The 24,406-nt window shown below is 56.9% G+C and carries 9 protein-coding genes and 1 tRNA gene; 4 read left to right on the top strand and 6 right to left on the bottom strand.

The window, feature by feature from the left end; all coding sequences use genetic code 11:
- Positions 1-108 precede the first annotated feature (108 nt).
- Positions 109-1,566 carry a glycosyltransferase family 2 protein gene (locus G491_RS0117180; RefSeq protein ID WP_028315469.1) on the top strand — a complete coding sequence of 486 codons (1,458 nt, stop codon included), beginning with the start codon at positions 109-111 and terminating at the stop codon, positions 1,564-1,566.
- A gap of 128 nt (positions 1,567-1,694) precedes the next feature.
- Here G491_RS0117180 and G491_RS0117175 read toward each other — a convergent pair whose 3' ends face one another.
- From G491_RS0117175 to G491_RS0117160, 4 genes are all read right to left on the bottom strand, one after another.
- Complete coding sequence (locus tag G491_RS0117175; protein ID WP_028315468.1) at positions 1,695-13,304, bottom strand: right-handed parallel beta-helix repeat-containing protein; 11,610 nt, start codon at positions 13,302-13,304, stop codon at positions 1,695-1,697.
- Entirely contained in the window at positions 13,270-13,929 is a 660-nt protein-coding gene (locus tag G491_RS0117170) for a hypothetical protein (RefSeq protein ID WP_028315467.1), read from the bottom strand. The genes G491_RS0117175 and G491_RS0117170 overlap by 35 nt, the downstream gene beginning before the upstream one ends.
- A gap of 139 nt (positions 13,930-14,068) precedes the next feature.
- The gene (locus G491_RS0117165) at positions 14,069-14,944 is read right to left on the bottom strand and encodes a FecR family protein (protein WP_028315466.1); all 876 of its coding nucleotides are present in this window, start codon (positions 14,942-14,944) and stop codon (positions 14,069-14,071) included.
- Positions 14,945-15,032: 88 nt separating this feature from the next.
- Entirely contained in the window at positions 15,033-16,568 is a 1,536-nt protein-coding gene (locus G491_RS0117160; RefSeq protein ID WP_028315465.1) for a tetratricopeptide repeat protein, read from the bottom strand.
- A 471-nt stretch (positions 16,569-17,039) separates the two neighbouring features.
- Between G491_RS0117160 and G491_RS0117155 the strand changes: the two genes are divergently transcribed.
- Together G491_RS0117155 and G491_RS0117150 are read left to right on the top strand one after the other, a co-directional pair.
- Positions 17,040-19,889, top strand: coding sequence for a 6-pyruvoyl-tetrahydropterin synthase-related protein (locus tag G491_RS0117155; RefSeq protein ID WP_028315464.1), 2,850 nt, complete (start codon positions 17,040-17,042; stop codon positions 19,887-19,889).
- Positions 19,886-20,593, top strand: a complete 708-nt coding sequence (locus G491_RS0117150) for a glycosyltransferase family 2 protein (RefSeq protein WP_028315463.1) — start codon at positions 19,886-19,888, stop codon at positions 20,591-20,593. The genes G491_RS0117155 and G491_RS0117150 overlap by 4 nt, the downstream gene beginning before the upstream one ends.
- A gap of 1,106 nt (positions 20,594-21,699) precedes the next feature.
- On the opposite strand, the gene G491_RS0117140 is transcribed toward G491_RS0117150, so the two are convergent.
- Both G491_RS0117140 and G491_RS0117135 read right to left on the bottom strand, forming a co-directional pair.
- Complete coding sequence (locus G491_RS0117140) at positions 21,700-22,704, bottom strand: lysophospholipid acyltransferase family protein (protein WP_028315461.1); 1,005 nt, start codon at positions 22,702-22,704, stop codon at positions 21,700-21,702.
- Positions 22,694-23,797 carry an NAD-dependent epimerase/dehydratase family protein gene (locus G491_RS0117135; RefSeq protein ID WP_028315460.1) on the bottom strand — a complete coding sequence of 368 codons (1,104 nt, stop codon included), beginning with the start codon at positions 23,795-23,797 and terminating at the stop codon, positions 22,694-22,696. The genes G491_RS0117140 and G491_RS0117135 overlap by 11 nt, the downstream gene beginning before the upstream one ends.
- 442 nt (positions 23,798-24,239) lie before the next feature.
- Here G491_RS0117135 and G491_RS0117130 point away from each other — a divergent pair.
- Positions 24,240-24,332, top strand: a tRNA-Ser gene (locus G491_RS0117130).
- Positions 24,333-24,406 lie beyond the last annotated feature (74 nt).

The raw sequence follows: 24,406 nt of genomic DNA, 5'->3' as shown, positions 1-24,406 counted from the left end.
CGCCCCGTTCATATAAAGTGCGATTGCAAAACCCCTTGTTTGAATGGTATATTCCCGGGTGAGGATGGAACACACCAACAATCACAACATTTTTTCGGAATGGATTAAATGACTGAACCCATGGTGCGCAAGGCTTTTGTCATGGCCTCGGGCAAGGGCAGCCGGTTTGGGAAAAAACCGTCGGCGCCGCCCAAGACCCTCAGTACGGTGGGAGGCGTCAGCCTGTTGGAACGCAACGTCCGGTTGATCGACCAGGCGTTTTCTCCTGAAATTGTGTATCTGGTTGCAGGTGGGGCGCCGGAAATTGTGAGGCGAGCCGCCCGGTCATTTTCATCCATCCGGGCAAAGACAATTGTTATTGAAGCGACTCCCCAAGAGAGGCAGGCAGGCCTGCTTGGAGGCTTCGCCGCCATTGCAAAATATGTCCAGCCGGACGAAACCTTTATTGCGGCCCTGGGGGACGAGTATTACGAAGGCGCGGACCATAAAACCTTCGCCCAAGCTCTTGCCGAACATAACGGTTTTTCCGCCCTGTGCGCTTTCAAGCCCTGCCGAACCCAAAAGGAATGCAAGCGCAATTACTCGCTGGTTTACGACGAATCCACCCGCCGGGTCAGCTCCATCCGGGAAAAGGACGGCAGCGGCCAGGGCCGTTTTTTCGGCCTGGGATTGGCCGCCGCCAAAGGCGAACTCGCCCATCTGTGCCGGGACTATTGCGAACGGGGAGCCAAGGCCTCCCCCTATGAGTTGATCAACGCCCTGCCCGGCCCGACCCCGGGTTGCCAATTTGCCGGGGATTACGTCAACGTCAACACGACGGAGGACCTATGGACAGCCAGGGATTTGCTTTGGCGAAAAAATAAGGGGCTGCCTGATGTAGACGTTGTCATTCCGGCATTGAACGAAGAGCAATGCATCGAACAGGTGGTCCTGGATTTTAAAAGGGTCTGCAAGCAGGTCATCGTCATGGATAATATGTCGGAAGACTTGACCGCCGAAAAGGCCCGGAAGGCCGGGGCTTTGGTCGTCACCCGATCCATGGGAGGCTACGGAGACGCCATCAAGCAGGGTTTGGAATTGTGTACGGCCCAAGCGGTCGCCGTTACCGAGGCGGACGGCTCCTTTAAATCATCGGACCTGGAAAAACTGCTGCCCTGCCTGGTTTTTCACGACGCGGTGTTCGGCTCCCGCACCAGCGAACGTTTGATCCAGCCGGGCGCTTTCATGCCTTATCTGGTGCGCATGGCCAATCGCACCGTGGGGCTGTTCCTGTCCCTGCTTTGGCCTTGGCATCCGGCGAAATTCACGGACGTGGGATGCTCCCTGCGGGTAATGCGGCAAGACGCGTTTCTGGACATTCAAAGCAGCCTCGTAGGCCAGGGGCCGGAGTTTGCGCCGGAAGTCGCCTTGGAGTTGATGGCGCACGGCCTGCGCATCGCTGAAGTTCCCATATCCTACCGCCCCCGGCTGGGCGGAGGGTCCAAGCTCTCCGGCAATTATAAAAACTCCGCCCGGACGGCATTAAGGATGTTGAGGCTGATCATAACGAAAAGAATCCATAAATGATTTGTTGGGTTTCGCAAGCTCTACCCAGCCTACGCCTCCCAAAGCATCAGAACTCCATGAATTCAGATAATAAAAAAAGGGAAGCCCCTTTGGAGGAGCTTCCCTTTTGGTGTTAAAGGTGATGGTTTTTAGGCGTTGCGCCTGCGCAGCATGGCTGCTGCGAGCAGGCCCGCTGCAAGGAGCAGCCACACGGGCGAGGCCGCACTGCTGTTGGACGCCGCGTCCACAAAGCAGCCGCCTCCGCCGCCGTCGCCTTCGGCAACGCCGATGGAATCGCTGCTGGAGCCTGCGTTGGCGCCGCTGGTTCCGGGCGCCTTGGGCGGCCGTTCATCGTCATCGTCGGCCCAGGCCTGGCCTTGGACGGCGCGGCTGATTTTACGTTTTACGCTGGCCAGGAAACTGGGTTCGGACTTGGCCGCAGCGGCGCTCTTCACGTTGTCGCCGATGGCGTAACTCGGAATCCAGAACGTAATAGGCATGCCCGCCGGGTTATTGATCCAGTAGCCGCCATTAGGTTTCAACTGGGTGACAATCACGTAGCCGTCATCGCCGGCCGCTGCGTTAGCAGGATCGTAGGTGAACAGATCCTTGCCATAGAGCGGAGAGTTTACGCTGTTGGGATGATAGTAGGTCTCTCCATCGGTGGAGGCCAGTGTGAGAACCCAATTGACGTAATTGTCGAAGGGGTTGCCGATCATGTTCCAGCCTGCCTGGAGCGTCATGTAGTACCCCTCCGATTCGTCCACCTGGAGGCCGGGCACGGTCACGGTTCCGCTGTTGCGGGAAATCAGCCAGTAAGCCTGGCCGGGCTCCATGGGGAACTGGAGGGCAAAGTCAGCCTCATTGCCCTCGACGTAGTACTCATTGGCGTCTCCGCTGGCCTGATCCAGGGGATCAAAGGCGAAGATGCGCCACATGGTGTCGTCGTAGGCGCCGAGGTTGGCGTCGTCCCCAAGTATTTCCACTATGGAGGATTCAGCAGCGGGATACAGCGGGAAGCTGACCATGCGGTAATATTCCACAGTCTTGCCGCCCGTCACGTTCAGTTCGTTTTCGCTGGGCTCAGCCAGGGTGTACAAGGACAAATGCTGCAGGTTCACCGTGATGAAGCTGCCGTCGTTTCCGTCGTCGGGCACGTACTCCCAACGGCCGGTTTCCGGATTAAAGGTGAACACCAGTTGGCTGTTAATGTCTCCGCCGCCGGTGTAGGGGAACTGCAAGGTAGCCGGGATGGCGAAGGATGTTCCATCAGGCCCGATCTGAACCACGGAGGAAGAACCTTCGGCCAGGTACGGGGCGCCGGAGTTGATCGTTCCGATGGTAAAGGTTACGGGAGCGCTGGTGGAAGAGTCAGGCACTGAGAAGCCCAGGCCGTAAATGTCGCTTTGCTGGTCGTTGACGCCCATATCCACGCCTTGTCCGGCCGGAGCGTACTGAGGATCGGCGGCCAGTTCCACCTGCATCTTCTGCACATCATACGGTCCGACGGTGAGGGAGAATCCGGCGGAGTCGTACACCCATAAGGACGTTTTTCCCTTGTCCAAAGGCATGAAGGTAAAGGTTCCCGCCTGGGCGTCCAGATCGATTATGGTTCCGTAATCGGGATTCCCAACGTCCACGCTATAGGGCGCCAAGCCGCCTTCGATCTGGCAGTTGACGGCCACCGTAGTGGTTACGGGGCCGGTCACCAGGATCAAGGGCGAAGCCTTGGCAGGCGCCGCTTCCAGCGGATCCAGGACCGTTATGGTCAGGTTATCGCCCTGCACCGTGGTTGTTCCGTCGCTGACCTGAACCTGGAAGGGATACACCCCGGTCTGGCCCTGCGTCGGAGTCCATTCCAGTTCGGGAGTATACACGTCCGGGAAGTCCATGCCGGTGGGTCCGGTAACCATGGAGTATTCCAAAGTGGCCGATTCGGGATTGCTGGCGGTGAATTCCAGGTCAAAGGTCCGGTTGATCATGGCGTAATACGGCGGATCCAGGACGGCGACAGGAGCCCCCGGCCCGTTGGTCGCAGCCGTGACCGTCAGGGTGAAGGTTTGGTAGGTGGTCCTGCCGTGAACGTCCGTGGCGGCGATCTGCACGGTGTAGGTTCCGGCGTCGTCGGCGCCAGCCGTGTAGGAGACCTCGCCATCCAGCGAGTCGATGGTCATGCCGGTCGGGCGTTGATCGTCAGGTCCAAAGGCCCAACTCACCACGTCCCCGTAGACGGCGGGTTGATAGGTGTACTGACCGCCTTCCAAAACCGAATCCGGCGGAGTGGATGTAATGGTCAGGCCGTATTCCTCGTAGCAGCCCATGTCGTACTCGTTATTGGGGCCGAGAGGACGGGGCCTTTCCAAAAGATCCATGTCCGGTGCGGTTACCGTCCCGCCTTCCGCAACATTTTGCGGAATAGCGTCGATGGCCGGAGAGTCGGGCAGAAGGGTGAAGTCGCCGTTCGCGGAATCCGTGAACATGGGATCCGCTTCGATTTCACCGGTTCCAAGGATTGTGGGGAAGTTAGTTCCATTATCCCAGGCGCAGTTGTATGCCCGGGTGACCACGGAATTTCCGTAATAGAATCCGTAACTTCCGTTCTCAGCGGAAATATTGTAGAAGAACGTCGGCGCCGCATCATCCGCGGAAATGCCGTGCAGGGTGTTTGAAACCACCGTGTTGTTGACAATTTTCGGAGCGGGACTAAGCCCGTCGCTTGTATTGTAATCCTCTATGGTGATGCCGGAACCCCGCGCAGCGAATTGAATCAGGTTGTTTTCAATCCGTATGTTGGAGCTCCCGGCGTAAATCAGCACGTTATCGTTGTAGTTGGCGCTGATGATGTTCTTGCTGACGACAATATTGTCCGCATCCACGTCAATAAACACGCCGTACGTGCCGTCGGTCAGGGTAAAACTTTCCACACTGAAGCCGTCCGCACCCAAAATGTCAATGGTGGGTCCGGCTGGTCTCAAGAGGCCGTCAAAGTCCACCCATTCGCCCTGGATGATGGTCTGGTCCGCGCCTGCGCCCACCAAGGCGACGCCGCTGTGTGCGGAGGTTATCTCCAGGTTTTCGGTGTATGCACCTGCCAGGACCTGCACCGTGTCGCCGCTGGCTGCCGCATCCAGGCCTTCCTGGATGGTGGGGTAGTCCGTGGGAACGGTGATGGTGATGGGGCCTCGCGTCCGGAAGTACAGGGTGGTATGAAACTGGTTGCCTGTGTAATCGTAGGCCCAGATCTTGAAATTTACGTTGTGATTTGCATCCAGCGGGCTGTCAGGCGTCCACGAGCAAAGGACCGTGCCGCTGACGGTTTCCGAAGCGCTCAACACGCCTGGAATGTCTCCGTAGTCCACCTGGACGGTCACGGACAGGGGATTCACCCCGGATTCATTGTCGTCCAGTTCAAAGCGCCACGGGCCGGAGGGGCTGGCGTCCATGTCGCCGTCGTCCGGGACCGCCCAAATCAAGTACGGTGCGTTAGCGTCCGTTTTTTCGTAGCATCCAAGATCGTAACCCTGTCCCTGAGGCCTGGAAACGCCCAGGATGTCATACTCAGACGCAACGGGAGACGCCGCCGCCTCGGACTCATCAAAGGCGTCCACGCAGGGGGAGAAGCCCTCCACCTGGAAGTCATTGTGCGCCGGGTCCACAAACAGAGGATCGTCCTGGATGGTATTCGCGCCCAGGGTCACTCCGATGGAGTTACCCGCCGTGTTGGCGTACAGGCAGTTGTAATCATTGGCTGCACTGTCATCAACCTCAAGGCCGTAATCTCTGTTGTAGGCAATGATGTTGTAATAAATATCGGGGGCGCCGTCCAATACGTAAACGCCCGAAACCATGTTGGTGACCACCGTGTTGTTTACGATGACCGGCGCCGGGGCCACGGCGTTGCCCGTGGCGTCATCCCACACCTTGACGCCCCACCCGTTGTGCATGATGAGGTTATTTTCCAGGCGCACGTTGTATTCCGACGAAATGTCAACGCCGCTGCCGGAGAGCCACATGATGGCGCCGCCGCCGCCCACATGGCCGACGCAGCCGGAAATGACATTGCCTGAGATCAGAACATTGTCCGCATCGGAATGCACTTGCACAATGTCCGATCCCAACTCCAGGGTGAAGCCGCTGATTGTAAACGAATCAACATCCTCAATGGACACGACCGGCCCCACCGGCGCATTCACAAAAGTCGTTCCCTCGCCAGTCGCCACCTGGGTAAGCGCCCAGGCGCTGGTGATCGTGGTGACCTCCGGGCCGCCCGTACTGGTCAGAACGACGCCGCTTTGGATGTTAGGCACCACGAGGTTGTCCACGTAGTCTCCGGGATTGACGTAAACCACGTCCCCGCTGACTGCGGTTTGCAGGATTTCGCTGATGGAGTCTCCCGGATTGACGTACAGGCCCGTGTTGCCCCTGGTGGTGAAGCAATAGGATTCCTGATTCATGGAGTTGCCCGCCTTATCCGAAACCGTGACGTCAATGCAGACGGATTCTTCCAACCCGGCAGGCGACTGCGGATAGATGTCAACCAACAAGGATCCGGTCACCGTGAACGAGGTGACGACGTCCGCAACCAGGTAGCCGGAGTTGACTCCCACGTATAAAGTCGTCTCATCAATGCCGGAGCCGTAATCCTTCAGTTCCATATACCAGGGGCCGGCGGGCGAAACGCCCGTATCCCCATTTTCGGGAACAGCCCATTCGATAAACGGAGCCGAATCATCGGTCATCTCGTAGCAGCCTGCGTCGTAATCCCCGCCCGGATTGAATTGAGGCCGGATGTTTTCGTCCAGGTCGTCACCCGGCGCCGCGGGCGGCGGCTCAGCTCCCGGAACTGCATTGGGAATCATGTCAATGGCCGGAGATCCGTTCTGCAGATGGTAATCGTTGTCCAGGGCGGCGAGATTGCCGGTATCCACAAACAAAGGATCTTCGTTAACGTCGTTGGCCCCGGGGGTCACGTCCGTGTAATTTACGCCGTTGCCGTAAACCAGGTTGTAATCCCAATAGAACGCGGCCACATCATCATACACGCCGTTTCCGGTATTCTCGGCCACAATGTTGTAATAAGCGTAGACGCTGCTGCTGTATGCGTATACGCCGCCCTGGTAGTTATCCGCGATGGTGTTATTCAGAAGCTCCGCTTCCAAGGGGCTGCCGGCTTTCATGCCGACGGTGCTGAACAGATAAACGCCCCAGTTCAAATTGCCGTAAATCAGGTTATTGGTGAGATCGTAATAAGAATTGCCGGTAATGTTGACGCCGTCAGCGGTGTTTCCGGCGATCCGGCAGTTGATAATATCCACAATATCGGCATTGTTCACCTTGATGCCGTAAGTGCCGTTTGTGATGGTCATGTCGCGGATGATGATCTCGCTGGAATTCTCCACGTTGATGACCGGAGCGGTTCCCGGACCGAGCAGGGTGGTTTTTTGGTAGCCCGAACCGGTAAGGGTGATGCCTGTGTGGCGGCCGGTCAGAGACAGGCTTTCGCTGTAGCTGCCGTTTTCTATAAGGATATGGTCTCCATAGGTCGCCGAATCCAGGGCGCCCTGCACTGTGGCGAAATCCGTGGGCACCATGATGGGATCAGCCTCGCCCCGGTTGGCGCGCACCGTAAAGGTGATGACCGTCGGGTAAGGATCAATGTTCTGGCCCTGGTAGTCCTGACAATACACGCTCAGGGTGTGAGTGTCCCCGGCGTACCAGGGGGTTTCGGGCGTATAAGAAACGTACACCTCGTTGGGATTGGAGTCGTCGATAGTCAAGCCCGTGAGGGAAATGCTGTTCAACTGCACGTCAAGCGAGCTTACGTCCACGCCGGAAACATCGTCCGTTATGGTCAGATAGATGCCGGCCGTGGGCTCCACGTCGGTTTCGCCGCCGTAGGGCGAGCTGTCGGACAGCCACGGGGGATCCGAATCCTCGCCAAGTGTAAATTCCTGTATGGACGCTATGGATCCGCCCAATGGGCTGAAGGGCTGATTCAAACTGGCGACGGCGATCACTCGCCATTGCACGGTGGCCCCTACGCCGCCAAGATCCGCATCTTCAGGAATGGTGAACGTGTAGTTTCCGCTCCTGCCGTCCTCCGGGATGAAATAACTGGCCAGCCAGGAGTCAAAGCCGTTCTGAGACAACTGGACATAGTAGCCTGCGGCTTCGCCGTTTATGGGAGACCATGCCAAGGTCACCGGAGCAACAACCAAGCTTCCGTCCGACGGGCTCTCCATGGAGGGCTTGAACTGATAAACCCGGACAGGCTGCGTGAGCGTCGCGGAATGGCATGCCGTGTCGTACGCCGTGATTTCCAGGTCGTAATCGCCGGGAATCAGGTCGGCGCCCGGAGGCATGTCATAGTCCCAGGTCTGATAATTCCATAAGGATTCGGTGTAGCCTTCCATGGCGGCGGAAAAATCGCCGATGGTCATGGTGATAACCCGCCCGTACATGGGATCCACGGAGCTCTCTTGCTTGCGGTAAAGCCCCCTATCAATGGCGTCGTAGCCGTCGTCCGCAATATAGGCGGAGGCGTTGACGTAGTAGCCGTTGGCGGTGTTATAAACCTGGGGATACTGCGGCCCCACGCGCGTTATCATATTGTAGAAAGACGGCATGGAATTGCCGAATGTAGGTACGGTCCTGAATGAGAAGGACTGAGAAGCCGTTCCTCCCACAGGTGCGTTGCCCGCCATGTCGGTGACGGCGTCCGGCAGTTCCGTATCCACGATCAGAGTGATCACGGTATCGTTGGGGAAGACCGTGAACTGGTTTTCTGCGTTCAGGAAGAACTGCACGCCCTGACGGGCTTTTAAGTACTGCACATCAAACAGGGAGGAAATGTCTTCGTCCCCGGCGTACAGGTGCAGGGTGGTTCCCAGGATCAGGGTGGCCGGGTCCAATTCCTCGTCCGCGTACAGCACAATGGAGGGATTCTTGACCGCCACGTCCGCAGCGCCGTCCAGAGGCATGCTAAGGGTGGGGCCTTGGGTGTCGGCGTCTCCTGTGGAGAATTCAAAAACGTAATTGGCGTAAATCAGGTTGGATGAAAGATCCTGAATGCCAGTTGTGGCATTACCCTTAAAAAGTTCAATGCGGTACCACGTGTTGTCCGCCAACTCGTCATTCGGGAAGATGGCGAACCGATGCCCCATCCACTTGCTGGTGATGGGAATCGTCCCCAGGGATGATCCGCCGGGGCCGTCCAAGATGTACATGGTGGTCAGTTCCGTACTCATGTACTTCACCGCTTCGGAAAAGTTGACCACAATCTGATAGGAGTCCATCTTGTCCGTGATCATGGTGGGCACGCCGGTTTCTCCGTCATACGGCCTGGTGGAAACCACTTGCGGAGGGGTGACGTCTCCGGGCTCGGGTGTGGTGGCGAACCAGAAGTTGATCAGGTCCTTATCCGTTGCGGTCGCCGTGCGATAGTAAGTGGAGTCCCGCAACATCGCCGTAACGCCATAGGCCGTTCCCGGAGCAAAGCCGCCGTCCGGTGTGAAGGTCATGGTGTCGTTTTGGCTGACAGAGTCCACGAAACTGACATTATAAGGATAGGGTCCCAGGTCCGTGTCCGCAATGAGGTTGCCCCACTGGTCCTCGACGTTCAGGAAATACCCGCCCCACATGCCGGGCTTGTCTATGGTCATGGAAATTACTGCGGCTGGTGCAATGCCCATATCTCCGTTTTGGGGATAGGAGGCCGTCAACGCGGGCCTGGTTGCGCCAATCTCGCCGATTTCCATCTCATGCTGCACTTCCCGGCGGTAGAGTTTCCTGAGGTAGCCGGGTAAAAACTCCATGGGAGTGGCGTTAGACATGAGATGCATGTCCCCCAGCGTCCCGGACTCGCTCAGGTAAATTCCGTACTGATCCACGGAGTAATTGGGCGCGCCCAGATACTCGGTCAAACGCACCCGGGTTCTGGGCATGTAAAACACGTCGTTGGCCACGTTTCCGTTGACCGAAACGTCCACATATTTGGAGTAGGAGTACTCATGGCCGATGATGGGGTTTTCAATGTTGTAATAGGCGAATCCCCAGGCGCTGTTGAATCCGTCGTTCACATCATACCCGTTTTCGTCAACGCCGGGCGTCCAGTCCCGCACATCAGCATTTCCCAATATGTGATCCGTATTGTAAACCCTGAGTTGCAGCGTTCCGGTGTATACGTCCCCGGGCGTTCCGTCCGTGACCTTGGCGGAAACGGTGACTACTTGCACAAAATTTCCTGCACCGGAAGTCACGTCCGCGGTCCTGGTGACCACCAAGCCGCCGGCCCAGGTTGATTGGGCGCTGTCCACCATGGAGAATTCAAGGCCGTCCGACATGTCGCTGTTATAATAGATGGAGGAATGCTCCCCGCCCCAATTGTAAACGGGATTGGAGCAGATTTCCGTGCATTGAGGGCCGCACACGTTAGAGTTATTTTCCGGGATGTAGTCGTGGGTTGCCCACATTCCGTCGTTCATTACATCCTGGGAAGCCATGACGTTTTCCGTGCTTCTGCCAGGCTCCAGGGAGGCGTTGATGTCGTCCACATTCAGCAAAACGCCGTAAGGCGGTTCAAACCAGACGGAGTTTCTGACCTGGTAATGATAATCGCCGCCCGAGGTGCGGGACCCGTCAAAAACGTCGTCGTGTGCGTTGACCCGATGGGTTTCGATCAGCGCCAAAGCGGGAGTGGCGGTTTTCGTGAGTTCCAGGTAGCCGAAAGAGTCGGCGCCGCCCTCGGTGGCTTCGTATCCCGTATTCGAGTCTGTGGCGCCGTCTTCCGGTGCATAGGCGGTAACCGTGTAATCCGCGCCCACAGGGACGTTATAAAACATGAAGCCGGACATGCCGCTGGTTCCCCAGCCCGCAATATCTCCGTTCACATCCGTCAGGTACACCAAAGCGCCGCTGTATGTGGTGTAGCCCGCCGTGACTTCGCCGTAAGCCACGCTATTGCACGCCGCGGGCAAGGTGAAGGTGATGGCCGAAGTGGGTGTGATGGGCACGTTAAAGGCCCTGTCCAGGATGGTGGTGGTTGTCCCGCCGTATCCGTCGCTCTGGACCCAGGCCAGGTACAAATCGTAACTCTGTCCCAGGGGAAAGGGCGCCATATACGTGGGGGCGCCCATGGTTGGGGTCAACACCATGGTGGAGACGGGATTCTGCACCGTCACATTGGGGTCAAAGGTTCCGGACAGGGTTCCCGGCACGTAAGCCGCACAGACAAATTCTCCGCCCGAGCCCATCCAGGAGGAATTCTCGTCCACCACGGTCACCTCCAGGGCTCCGCCATCGTCAATGAGCGTCACGTACATGTCCGGCGCTGTGACAACCATGGTGCGGGACATGACGTCGGCGGCTGAAACCGTTACGGAGACAGGGTTGCCGGCTATCAGGCTTTCCGGATGCTCCGTATAAGGCCACCAGACAAGCTCCGCATTGTCGTAGAAAAATCCGCCGCTGTATATGGCGTGCGTCCCTTCCGGAATGACCAGGGAGTAGGCGCCGCCGCATGTACGGCCTTGCGAATGCATGGAAAGGCCGCCCGCCTCCACATTCACGCCGGAAGTCAAATCCCCGTTTGCGGCGTCATATACATTGCCGGTGACCAGAACGCCTTTTTGCAAGCGAATCAAACCTGCCGCCATGCCGCCGTGCAGGTTGTCGTAAGACGCGTAATGCCTGCCGGAGCCGCAATAACGCGTATCCGGGTCCGGGCTTGCGATAACGTATCCCGGCCCGGAATCCGGGGCGCCGAGAATATTGAACTCGCCGTTTTCATCCGTGTATTCGGTGAGCGTGAGGGGTTGATAGGGCGCATAATAGGTGACAGCCACCCCTTCCAGGGGGTATCCGTCCTCGTCTGAAACCGTGCCGAACACAGGGACGCCGCCGGTCAGCGTAAAGGTGACTACGGAGTCCGCCGAAATATCCACGGTCATGGCTGTGGAGCCGAAATCCGCGTCCCACGCCCGCGCGCCTATGACGCCTTCCCCTGCAGGCAGATTGGTCAGGGTGTAAACGCCGTCCTGCGTTTGCACTTCATAATAAATGTTCAGGTCGTCATTGCGGTAAAAAACAACGCCGCCCGCCGGGTTTGAATAATAATCCTGGATGCCGCCGGTGATGGTGAATGCCCCGCCGGCGAACAGTTCGTAATCGTAAATGCTGCCGCCTTCATGAACGCCGGCGGGCTCGGCATAGTCCGTTGCCTGAAAAGGAATGTACGGGGATGCGCCCACAGGGTTCATGGTGAGTTCGTAGCATCCGTCCGGGACAAACAGGGAATAGTATCCGTTGGCGTCGCTCACGGCGGAATAGAAAGCGCCGTCCTTGTTGCTGACCGCTTCAATGACCACGCCTGACAGCGGATCTTCGCTCTGGGTTTGAGGGTTGTTCTGAAAAACGAAGCCCCGAATCAGGGCATCCAGGCCGGCGGTCTCTGCGATATCGATAAAATTAAGAGCCTTGCCATAAACGCGTACGTCGTCCAGGGCGCCCTCAAGAAACATTCCGTCGGCCGCGCCGAGGGTCACGGAGGCGGAGCTTGCGTAAACGGTCCCGGAAAGGGAGCAGCTTCCCACCAGGGAGCCGTTAAGGTACAGGTACATGGTCTCGCCGTCATAGGTCCCGGCCAGGTGGTACCACTTTTGAGGAGTCAGATAGATGCTGTCAGCGTAAATTTCGCCGTCCCATGAAGAACCGGATGTGGAAATCCTGAACTTGGGGCTTCCATAATAGGTTCCCAGCCAAAACGCCTGATTGCCGGAAGCCATTTGGGCGACAATAGGCTGATAGGCGAGTTCATCGCCGTCCAGTTTGATCCAGCCGGCCAGGGTGACGGCGGAGCTTATGGCGTTATTAAAGCTGGAGGAATTGGGAACGGAGACGTAGCTGGCGCCGTCAAAATACAGGGCGCTGCCTTTGGCGCCGTCTTTATCCTCAGTCCATTGGGCCTTGGTGATATTCCCGTCATAGCCGTTGGAGGTGGAATCATTCGCGATTGCCCCCGCGCCTTCATTCATGGCCCAATGGGCGATCAGGAAGTCGTCCGGGGTTTCAGTGAGTTGGGACGTCCCCATATGAACCCACTCGATGCTGGATGGGGAGCTGCCGGCCGGGTAAGCAATCAGGGAGCCATCAAGCCCTGCGCTGCTAATAACGGGATAGCCAGCATCGCTGTCCGGCGCGGCGACGGCATAGTCTCTCTCCGGGCTCAGGGAATTGTCAGCCAGGGAAAGTGCGCGGCCGAAAACCGCTCCTTTGGGCGATTTCACCCCCTCAAGCGGATCAAAGCGGTGGTCCTCCCACACGATGCCCCCGCCGCCTTGGGAAGCGTCCACGGACGGGGCATACTGGTTCCCGGGGTTTTGGCAAACGGCCATGTCGTCGGCAAGGGTGCGCGAGGCGGCGCTCAGAACTTGGCAGTAAATGTCGCTCCAGGTGTCATCAAAGTTTCTTCCATCCTCCCAGACCACTACGTGTTTTCCGGAAGAGACGTCATAAGCCGTCTGGGGGTGAATGCAATGGGAACTCGTCCCAAGTGCGCTGACCGGAAAATTCTGATCCACGGTCGACCCGAATGCGGTCAGTCCGCCTCCTCCGGGGTCATCCTGCATATATTGGCCGTAGATTTGAGGATCCCCGCCGTTGCGGTAGTCAGAGAACACCGTCAGAAAGGCGGAAGCGCCATAGTCGTAATCCACGTCCGGCCAGTCTTTATCGGATCCGGAGCCGCCGGCGACGTCCTTCACGCCGCTGTCGATGCCCCCCCCCCGCGGTAATGAGGGTTCCGACAATTTCATTCAGCGAACCGTTGTTTTGCGTCCATGCGATCATGAAACGGGAATTTTCGGACTGCGCGTTATAAGCGCCCACGGACACGGAAGATTTGGCAAAAGGATTGTCCGTGGAGGAAACAAGCAGGTTGCCTCCGACGAGAGCCCCCGTATCCGCGTCGATCAATTGGACGTACACCTGGGGATCGGTGACGCCTTTCACGCCCGTGCGGCCGTCCTGGCCCCATGTCACGCAGTACACGCCGCCGGTCTCGGTCTGGGCGAAAGCCGTGTCCGGCTCCGCTCCGGCGGAGTCCAGATAGGCGCTCGTATCAGAAACGGGGAAAGGGTCTCCTATGGCGGCGCCTGTAAGGGAGTCCACGAATTGGCCCGCAATATGGGCGCCCAAGCGGGTGTACGGCGAACTGACCTCGCCGTCCACCAGATACACCACAAGGTGCTGGTTGACCCCGGCCCTGGAGTCGTAGGCTGCCGCCGGGTAAATTTCGCTGGCGATTGTCGTGGCCATTGCCGGCAGGGCCAGCATGGCGACACAGGCCAAAGTCAAAAACGCCGATAGGATGGAGGATCTCGCCTTCATAATCATTTCCCCTTGAAAAAATGCCCAGGTCAAACAATGAGGGCCGGGATCCTTCCCGGCCCCGTATGCGCCTGTGAATTACCATGTATTTAAACTTCCGGCGCCACTTAGCCGCCCTTAAAATAGGGCGGGCCGCAACTTAACCGGGCAGCCCCGGAGGTCCAGGCAACTTTTGCAATATGGTTGTGGACGTGGGGTTTGAAGTCGCCGCGGTCGTAGTGGTCGTTGTCGTCGTTGTTGTGGTCGTCGTTGTCGTTGTCGTCGTTGTTGTCCCCAGAGTCGTTGAGGGCGCTGTGGTGCTGGCGCCGGCGGAGCTTCCATCTCCGCCTTCCTGCGCACCGGGTCCGTCGCCGTACTCGCCGCTGTCGATGATATCCACGCCGGCATCCCGCAAGGCGTCGATTTCCTCCGGGGTCATGGCGATGGGCGTGGTGGGCAGGGAGCCGCCCACAATATCCGTCCTCATCTGATTGGTAAGAGTGACGTACTGATCGGGATTTTGCAGCTCAGCCACGCTCACGGCGCCGGAGTAGCACTGGACGATGGTCAATTGGTTATTCACCACTTCCACAATAAAAATGGTGCCGCGCACCCCGCAGATAGCCGTGGGGGTCTTGACGTTAAAGTCTTTGGATCTATACCCGGTCAGGCGGTTGGCGAAGACCCGGATCTTACCCCGCACCATGTTAAATAAGGCTTTACGGGTTTTTTTCTCGGGCTCGAACTGGTATTCGGACAGATCCAGGGTGGAATTTTCGTCCACGCTCACGATGGAGTTGTCGTTAAGCGTCAGGCGCAAAGAAGCCTTGCCCTCCGTCCGGATGACGTCTTTCTGGTAAAGGCTGCGTCCTATGCGGGCGGGGATGCTTTTGCCCTGGTGGTCCACAAAGGCCTTTCCGGAGAGTTTAGTAATCCTCCCTATGGGCTTTTCCGCAGCGCCGGCGAACCCGGCGCCAAAGGCCATAAAAAGGCCGCACATTACCAAAGTGACGATAAACAATCTTCCCATTCTCATAGCCGAAAGTCCTCTGTATAATATTTCGGTTTATTTCCCGAATTCCATGCTTCAAGTCCGCCCAAAATCGCGCGGGCGGCCCGGTGTTTTAAAAATTGCAAGCCACGGACAGGCTGAATATGTTCTTTCTGAACTCATAGGGATCCCAGTACTTATTGTACTGCTTGCCCCCCTTGATGTACCAGGGGTCCTTGCGGATTACGTTGGAGTCGCTGTCTCCGTGATAGTAGTTGGCCTGAATCCGCCAGCAGTCCGTCAGTTTTTTGGTCAGGTTGACGCTGAATCCGTGGAGGGTGTCAGCCCTGTCCCCTTTCCAGAACACTTGCGCTCCGGGCAGTTGGGGGCTTTCGTCAAAATGGGTCCGGACTTGCGTATATTGGAGGTCCGCCGTAAGATCCCAGGGCAGCATCGCGGAGAGACCGCCCAGACCGGTGTGGCTGTAATAGGAATAGGTGGAGTTTTCCGAATCCTCCCAATACAATTGATACCCCACCCTCAGGACCACGGGAATATTGGGCAGAGCCCAATTCTGCGTGATTCCCGGCTGATACACGTGAGCGTCGGGTGTGGAATCGCAGTAATCCTTTTGCATCCAGGCGAAATTGACCACGCTGGTAAGGCCGTAAGGCTCAACCAGCGTGAAGTTGGTCATGAGACGGTGGGTCTGGAGCTTGTCGTCATCCGCGTCGAAAAGCAGGTACCATTGCGCGTCCTGCAGATCCCGGACCTGGCCTCCCCCGTAGTAGTAGGCGTAGTCATAGGAAAAGCGGAAGGTGTATTTCTTTCTTTTGTAGTATTCCAGAAAAGCCGTAGGATTGTACGACATGGTGTTGTTTTCGGCGAGGTCCTGATATCCCTGATGGTTGAAAGCAAAGCTAAGCCCCGCACGCCATTCATAGCGATTGATTATCCGGTATCCGGCTTCCACAAACAGGGATTGAAAGGCGTCTTCTTCGTCCGACTGAAATTGCAGCAGCTCGGAATCCAAAGGACGTAGGGTGACATTGTCGTCGTATCCCCACGTGAACTGCCCGTTTACGTACCAGGGCTTGCGGGCCCGGCGGGTTTGCTCCACCGCTTCCAGGGATTTGACGGCCGCGACGCCGATATCCGTGCCCGAATCCTGGTCAGCCACCTGCTTGAACAAATTCTCGGCCTTGTCAAACTCCTCCCGCTCCAGATAAATGGCGGCGGTGGTCAGATCGACGGCCGGGCCGAACTGGGGATTCAGGGATTTGGCCATTTGCAGGTTGCTTAAAGCAAGATCGTATTGCTCCAGTTCCCGTTGCACCACGGCCACTTCCATATAAGCCCGAGCGTCTTTCGGGTTCAGATGAATGGCTTTTTCCAGGACCGGCAACGAATTTTCGTATTGACGTTTTTTGGTATAGACTGCGGCAATATCAAAAAGCGCCTTGCGATATTCCTTTGGATATTGTTTAACCAAGGCATTCCAGATAGCCAACGCCTGGTCGGATTCTCCGGTCTTGGAAAGAACCACGGCTTTGTAGTATTTAAATTCGGTATTCTGAGGGTCCAATGCAATGGCTTTATCCAAATAGGACAGGGCCTGGTCGTAATCTCCCGCCTCAAAGGCGTCAACCCCGTCCACATACAGGCTCATGGGGTTTTCCTGGGCAAAGGAGACCTGGACAAATGCAAAAGACAGTACAAGGACAACAAAAACAGAATACGATAAGCAACGGAAAGCGTGTAAGCCCGTTTGTCGCATAAGTCCCTCACAGGATTTTAAGTATGGAAAATAATGGTTATGACAGCTAAAGCCGACAAAGTACGTATTCTTCAGTATTTAGAGGGAGAACCCTTTGGTGTCAAGCATTTTCATGATTATAATGCTGTTAAACCCGTCACACTTGGACGCTCAACATATTTAATTTTTTGGGATTTACTTTTCCTCGCCCTCCTATGGGGCTTTTTGGGCCTCTATTACGCCCCGCACCTGATTTTCTTTGACTCCATAACGGCCGGCGGCGACACTTCGTCACATTACTTTACTGCGTATTTTTTGCAAGAACAACTAGTTCCTTCGGGAAAAATATCTGGTTGGTGTCATGGCAACCTCGCCGGATTTCCCATGCTGCAATATTATTTTCCGGCCCCTTTTCTGTTGGCGGCCGCCCTTGCGCCCCTCTTGGGACTGCCCGTTGCGTTCAAGCTGGTTACGGTTTTGGGCGTCTTTTTGCTGCCGGCCTCCGTGTACATTTTTTTACGCTGTTTAAGGCAGCCTTTTCCCGTTCCCATCATCGGCGCGGCGTTCAGCCTTGTTTTTCTCTTTAACGAAGGCAACAAGATGTGGGGCGGAAACATCCCAAGCACCTTGGCGGGGGAGTTTTGCTACAGCATAGGATTTTCCCTGGCGGTTTTATGGCTGGGCTGCGTGTACCGGGCCATGGAAAAAACAACGGCCCGGCGCGTTATCCTGTGTGCGGGCCTGTTGGCCCTGGTGGGTTTGAGCCACGCCTACGCCCTGTTGTTCGCGGGCTTCGGCTCCGGCTTTTTTCTGCTCACCAGAATCCGGTTTAAAGAGCATTTGAACGCATTGCTTAAAATCCACGGTCTGGCTTTTTGCCTCCTGGGCTTCTGGATCGCGCCCCTTCTGGCGAATTTGCCCTGGACCACCAAATTCAATATTTTGTGGATCTTTTTTTCCTGGAAGCAGGCGATGGAGGAAATCCTCCCCGCAACCATCCAGCCGTTCATAGGCCTGACCCTTGTTGCGACCGTCGCGGCCCTGGCCGCCTTCTTTCTCAGCAAAAGGCGCCGGGAGAAAGACGGCGGGGAGCAGCCCTTTTGCCTGCGGCCCATGGCCTATGTCTGGGGGTTGATATTGTGCGGCGCGGCCCTGTATTTCGTTGGATACCGGGCCCGAGTGGTGGATGTACGGTTTATCCCCTTTTTCCAACTGTATTTGATTATGGGCGGCGCCATGCTGTTCCGGTCCCGGCTGATCGTGCGGGACTCGAGAACCGCGGCCGTTCTTCTGGCGGCCGTCGCCCTGCTAAGCACGGCCTTGTGGGTGGACGGGCGCGTAACCTTTATCCGCTCGTGGGTCTCATCCAATTACCGGGGAATGGAAAGCAAGGTCCTGTGGCCCGAATACAAGGCGGTGAACGATTATCTAAAGGGAGACTGGAACGACCCAAGGGTGCAGTACGAGCACTCCACCATCAATCAGGGAGTCGGATCGGTGCGCGCCTATGAAAACCTGCCTCTGTTTTCGGGCAGGTCCACCTTGGAATGCGTGTACATCCAGGCGTCGGTCCCGGCGCCCTTTGTGTTTTACATCCAATCCGAAACCTGCCAGCATCCGTCCACGCCCATTCCGGAGGTTATATACTCCCGCTTCAACCTGGAACGCGCGGCGGAACATATGAGGTACTTCAACGTTTCCCAGTTCATCGCCATGGAAACCGAGACCAAACGCGCCCTGGCCGGCGCCCCGGACTATGAACGCGAATTCTCGGCCCGGCCTTTTGAGGTGTACGGGATCAAGGATGCGCCCGAAAGCTACGTAACCGCCCTGAACCGCCGTCCCGTGCTGCTCCCCCTCAAAGGGTGGATGCAAAAGGCTTACACCTGGTTCCGCCTGGGAGACCTGGACGTCACCCCGGTTTTCGCCGACGGCCTGAGCCTGGAGGAACGGATCCTGTTCGCTCGGGCCGGAGACGCGCCCATGCGCTCCCTGCCTGAGGTGGCATTGAAAAGCGCGGAGGCGCCCGACTTACAAGCAACCCTGCTTCACGAGAAAATCGTCGTCACCGGCGCCAGGCCGGGCATGCCCTTGCTGGTGAAGGCGTCCTATCATCCAGGCTGGAAAGCCTCGGGCGGAGAACGGATTTATCTGGCGGGCCCGGGCTTTATGCTGCTTTTTCCCAAATCGCCGGACGTGACCCTGGAATACGGCCCCACAAAATGGGACTGGATCGGCAAAATCCTGACCCTGGCCGCCCTGTTTTGGATCGCCCTGTGCGCCCTCCCCTTTTCCCGGGGAATTACGGGAGCGGCGGGCAGGATTTTCGACCGATACGCCATCTATCCGGCCGTTCCCCTGCTCCTTGCCATGGCCGCGGGCGCGAGCTTGTTTCTCTCCCGCGAGGCGCCGGAATTCCCGGCCGTTCCGTATAACAAAGCCCTCAAATATTTTGTAGCCGAAGATTATGAAAAAGCCGTTCCGGCTTTCCGGGAAGTTCTGGAGCGCCACGGCCAAAGCCTGATCGCCGGCGAAACGGCCTATCACCTGGCCATGTGCTATTATCGCCAAAAAAACTGGCCTGCAACCCTGAAAGAGCTGGAATCCGCCCTGGAAAAATATCCGGACAGCCCGCGCGCGCCGGAAATCCGGTATCATATCGGCCTGTGCAAAATGGAGCAGAAGCGATACGGCCAGGCGCGGCAGGCTTTCAACCGGACCGTGGAGGAGTTCCCCGGAACCGTTTGGGGCAGGCTGGCGGCTTATCATCACGCCATGTCCCTGTATCGGGAAGGGCGGTATAAAGACGCCCAGGAATCCCTGGACCGCCTGCTATCCATGGCGCCGGAAAGAGGCCTGGCGGCCGAGGCCTTTTATCACCGGGGCCTGTGCCTCATGCTCCAGGGGAACAACCAGGAAGCGCGCCTGGATTTCCGGATTGTCAGGGAGCGTTATGAGGATGCCCTGTGGGCGGAACACGCCCTTTACCAGACCGGCCTGAGCTTTTTCAATGAACAGGACTTTGACAATACGGCCGCGTCCATGACAGAATTACTGCGTCAATACCCCCAAACCGCTCTGGCCCCGGAGGCCTGGTATCACCTGGGATTGGCGCACATGAAGTTGAATCTGCCCGGCAAAGCCCGGCTGGATTTCACCAACGTAGTGGAAAGAAGCCCCGACTCGCCCTGGGCGAACCAGGCCAGAGACCGATTGAAGGAGTTGAATTCTTGACAAGCACACTGCCCGGCCTGACCGTCTTCTGCCCGGTGTTCAACGAAGAGGAAATCATGGAAGCCAACATCAGGCGGCTGATGGCCTTTCTGGACGCCCTGACCCCGGCCTCGCCCTATGAGGTGATCATCGGCTCCAACGGCTCCGACGACCGGACCGTGGAAATCGCCCAAAGCCTGGCCCGGGAATTCGCGCCCCGCCTGACGGTCTTCCATCTGCCGGAAAAAGGCGTGGGAAAAGCCTTCGCCCAAGGGGTGGAAACGGCCCGGTACAACAAAATCGTCACCGTGGACATGGACCTCTCCATCGACATGGGGTTCATCCCCCAGGCCCTGGAACTGCTGGACCAGTTTGACATCGTCATAGGCTCCAAGGTCACGGGCGACCAGAAGCGGCCCTGGATTCGCAAATCCGTCAGCAACCTGTTCATCCAGCTCGCCCGGGTTTTGCTGAACATAGGATTTCACGACTACTCCATTGCAGCCAAGGCCTACCGCACCCCGGTAGTCAAAAAATACCTGCCCTACGCCGATGACCTGACCTTTTACGTGGTGAAAATCGTGTACTTCGCCGCCCGGGACGGACATCGGATCACCGAGGTTCCGGTCTCCTGCCACGACATGCGGGAGTCCCGCTTCAACCTCATCCACGAAGGCTTTTACAAATTCGGCAACCTGTTTTTGTTGTGGGTCAGGAAGAAATAGTAAAAATAGTTGGTTTCTATTTTATTCAGAGTTTAACAACATGTGTTGCGCACCCGGGCAGGGCAAGCCCTGAAACTACAGATCAAATTCATCCCCAGAGGTTATTTGAACCGGCTGGCCGCGGCATGCAATGCCGGGGGGGGAAGGCGCCTTTTTTGGGGTGGCCCAGGCAATGTAGTGTATTGCCTGGGTTGCTTTAGCAACAAAAGGCGCGGCCGGGAAAGATGGTGGAAATGGAGGATGGTCGGCGGGCGACGAGTCCTGGCCGAAGCCCATATTTTTGGGTAGCCCAGGCAGCGCAGTTTGCTGCCTGGGGCCGATAGGCCATGATGTGCGGCCCGAAAAGCGGGTTGGAATCAAGAATTGAGGACGGACGCAAGGTGATGCTTGAGAGGCGTTTCATTGAGGGCTTCAAGAACGCAAATATAGTTATAACTTAATTAATTTCAGATATTTATATATACATTTCTACGCGAAGCATGGGAACGAGCTTTAGGAAGGGGCATCGGTTTTTTCAACTTTGCGGGCGTCCTGCAGCGCTAAGGCCAAACAACAAACGCTTACGCGCCCAGGCAAGATACTGCTTTGCCTGGGTTACCCTTTTCGAGAGGCGCTTTACCTTCTTGAAGTTAATTGATTTCAGATGCTTATATATACATTCCCACACAAAGCATGGGAATGAGCCATTGGAAAGGGCTTCGGTTCTTTCAACTTTGCGGGCGTCCTGCGGCTCCGTCGCCAAACCAAGTGCGCTGCGCGCCCCGCCACGATACTGCTGTGCCGCGGCCACCCTCGGCGTGCGGAACACGCCTTTGGCAGGGCAAGCCCTGCAACTACAGATCAATTCTATCTTCTGAGGTAATTTAAAACGGCCAGCAGCGGCATGCAATGCCGGAGGGAAGGCGCCGTTTTAAAATGCAATGCAGCGTTTTCCGAGCGCCCCAGGCAAAAATGAAGGCGCTGGATTTCCAACATCTGCACTCGGGAAAGGCTGACAAACGTCTCCCATTCTTTTGCGCGCAGCGCCCTTTTAAAGTTTTGATCCAACTTTTTTAAAAGTTGGCCGCCGGAGGCAGTTCTTTTGTAGTTTGCAGTTCTTGCTTTTATTATCCAAAAAACACGCTGCGGCGTTTTTTCAGGATGTCGTAGATGCTCCGCTGGATGGTGTCCCGCACCTGATTGGAGACCTTGGAGACCAGCAGGGGCTCTTCGGACGGGCGGTGATCCAGGTCCTGCAGGCGGATGGGCGCGTCAAAATGAATATGCCACTTGGTGGGCAGGGGGATGGCGCCCAGGGGGCCCAGCCACGGAAAGGTCGGGGTTATTGGCACATACGGGATTCCCAACAGAGATGCCAGGGGCTTGATATTCCCGATTTTAGGGTGAATCTCCTCGGCGCCCACAATGGACACAGGCACGATGGGAGATTTGGTCTTCAGGGCCGTGCGGGTGAATCCGCCGCGGCCGAACCGGGCGAGCTGGTATCGTTTGGAAAAGGGCTTGCCGATTCCCTTGATGCCTTCGGGAAAGACCAGCACCAGTTCGTCCTGCTCCAGGAGCCGTTCCGCGTTTTCCGGCGAGGCCTGAACCCCTCCCAGCCGAAGCAGCAAAGGCCCGGTCACGGGCAGTTTGAACACCAGGGACAAAACCAAGGCCCGCACCAGCCGGGGCTGGGGATGCTCCTCCTGGACCGCCATGACGGTCATGGCGCCGTCGTAGGGCAGCACGCCGGAATGATTGGCCACCATGAGGCATCGGCCTTCGGCGGGGATGTTTTCCACGCCGGTGACGGTCACGCGCCAGTAGTATTTATAAATGAACCGGCCAATGAACATAAGCCGCTGGGTAAGCTCGTCGTCCCGGCCCCAGGCGTCGATTTCGTAATCCCCGGCCCGTCTGCGGCGGATGAACTCCATGGCCTCCTTGAAGGCCTCTATGCACTGTTCGGAAGGCGTCTCGGCGTTCCCGGCGAATAAATCCGGTCCGGCCGCCGCTTCCTCCTGGTCTATATGAAGGGCGCAGTAATCATGGCCTTCCAAGGCCTTGTTTTTACACTGCGCGCCCTTGGCGGTCACCCCCTGGCATTTCCTCTCGGAACCCTTACTGGTCATAACCCTCTTCCTTGTTGAAGTCTTCGATCAAATTGGAAAGATAGTTGGACGCCCTTTGCCGGGCCTGGATCCAGGCCTGCATGCGCTCCGAAGACTGGGGGTCTGACTGGATTTTGTTCCGGGACGGCAGATATTTGCGGATGCGCAAATGCTCGAAGAATTCCTTGACGGTTTCCTTGGACGAAAAATGGGGCTTGAACTTCAAGACCTTTTTCATACGCGCGGTATCGCCCAGGCAGTTGTACATGATGTAGTCCGTCTCGATGGGGATGGAGTCGGTGAGGCCCTGCCTGCCGCCGGGCCGTAAAATCATGCTGGACGCCCGCATGAGGGGGCTTGGCAGGGGCAGGGGGACTTTCCCGCCTATGCGCAAAATCTGGGAGAGGGGCAGCACCCCGTCCCCGGAGATGTTGAACGTCCCCGTCACGTCGCTTTTGATGGTGTGATACAACGCCGCCAGCACGTCCTGCTCGTGGGTGAACTGGAACAAGGGATCGTGGCCCAAACAGGTGGGCACGATGTTGGAGTCCAGATACCGCATGACCGGCGTATCCACGGTGCGGCCCAGGATGTTGGCGAACCTGAGCACCGTAATTTCCGGAATGGGATTGCTCCGGGAAAACCGCCGGACCATCTTTTCCAACTCCACCCGGTCCTGGATGTACCGGTGCTGATGCTGGCCTTTCAAGTCCGCGTCTTCCGAGATGTAATTGGGGTTGCTGGCCTGGGCGCCGTACACCTTGGTGCTGCTTTTGATGATCAGGCGCTTGGTCTCGGCCGCCGAACAGGCCGCCAGAAGATCCATGGTTCCCATAACGTTCTGGTCGAAATGCTCTTCATTGGACGTGTAGGAGTCCAGAAAAAGCAGGTGGCAGACCGTATCCACCCGGGCCACCTGGAGCAATTCCGCCAAAAGCGGGGTATGCAAATCCACCTGAAAAAATTCAAGGCGCTTGAACGGTTTTTTGGGCTTTTCAAAATCAATGCCGATAATCGGGTCGAACTCCGGGTCCTGCTCCAACAAGGGAACCAGGTTTTTCCCCCAGGAGTGGGAGACCCCGGTGATCAGGACAGATCGTTTTTTTCCGGCCATTCCCCTTCCTTTCCCCTCCGAAATAGTCTAACCGTAAAACATGGAATTTGCATCATAAACAAATCCGCGTTCTTTTGCAATCCCGGAAAGGACAAAAACAGCACGACTGTTGAAATATCACCCTTTCTGAACAGTGCGAATTTAAAAGGCAGCCCCTGCATGATAGCCGTATATTGTCCGCAAGGCCGAAATACATACGCTTGCGCGACCGGGAACGATTTGGAGATTGGGAGTTTCTGGCGGGCGTTCGGAGTTGGTTGAGTCTCATTTTTCAATGATCAAATGGGATAGAGCGTCCGTTGGTCAAAAACGATAGGAATCCTATATCAGAAATTGAACAACATGGGTTCCGCGCCCGTACTCAATCAGCAAACGCGCTTTTCCATTGACAGACAAAGCCAATGAAGATAAGAAATTTCTTTCAAATTTTGTTCCCCAATGCGGAGAGGTGGCCGAGCGGCTGAAGGCCCTGCTCTCGAAAAGCAGTATCCTGCCACAAGCGGGATCGTGGGTTCGAATCCCACCCTCTCCGCCATTTTCAAGACGATAAAATCCCTAAAAAACTAAATGACGTTGCGTTGAAACGCTTTTCCACGTTACAGGCCCAAT

The organism is Desulfatibacillum aliphaticivorans DSM 15576 (genome assembly GCF_000429905.1).
Classification (GTDB): Bacteria; Desulfobacterota; Desulfobacteria; order Desulfobacterales; family Desulfatibacillaceae; genus Desulfatibacillum; species Desulfatibacillum aliphaticivorans.
Note: the sequence above shows the minus strand (reverse complement) of the source record. Positions and strands in the feature narration are given on the sequence as shown.

What these genes read in the sequence shown, in the direction of transcription:
- G491_RS0117160 (WP_028315465.1), bottom strand. Translation starts at nt 16,568, where the DNA reads ATGAGCCTGTATGTGGACGGGGTTGACGCCTTTGAGGCGGGAGATTAC.
- G491_RS0117140 (WP_028315461.1), bottom strand. Translation starts at nt 22,704, where the DNA reads ATGACCAGTAAGGGTTCCGAGAGGAAATGCCAGGGGGTGACCGCCAAG.
- G491_RS0117135 (WP_028315460.1), bottom strand. Translation starts at nt 23,797, where the DNA reads ATGGCCGGAAAAAAACGATCTGTCCTGATCACCGGGGTCTCCCACTCC.
- G491_RS0117180 (WP_028315469.1), top strand. Translation starts at nt 109, where the DNA reads ATGACTGAACCCATGGTGCGCAAGGCTTTTGTCATGGCCTCGGGCAAG.
- G491_RS0117155 (WP_028315464.1), top strand. Translation starts at nt 17,040, where the DNA reads ATGCTGCAATATTATTTTCCGGCCCCTTTTCTGTTGGCGGCCGCCCTT.
- G491_RS0117170 (WP_028315467.1), bottom strand. Translation starts at nt 13,929, where the DNA reads ATGAAGGCGAGATCCTCCATCCTATCGGCGTTTTTGACTTTGGCCTGT.
- G491_RS0117165 (WP_028315466.1), bottom strand. Translation starts at nt 14,944, where the DNA reads ATGAGAATGGGAAGATTGTTTATCGTCACTTTGGTAATGTGCGGCCTT.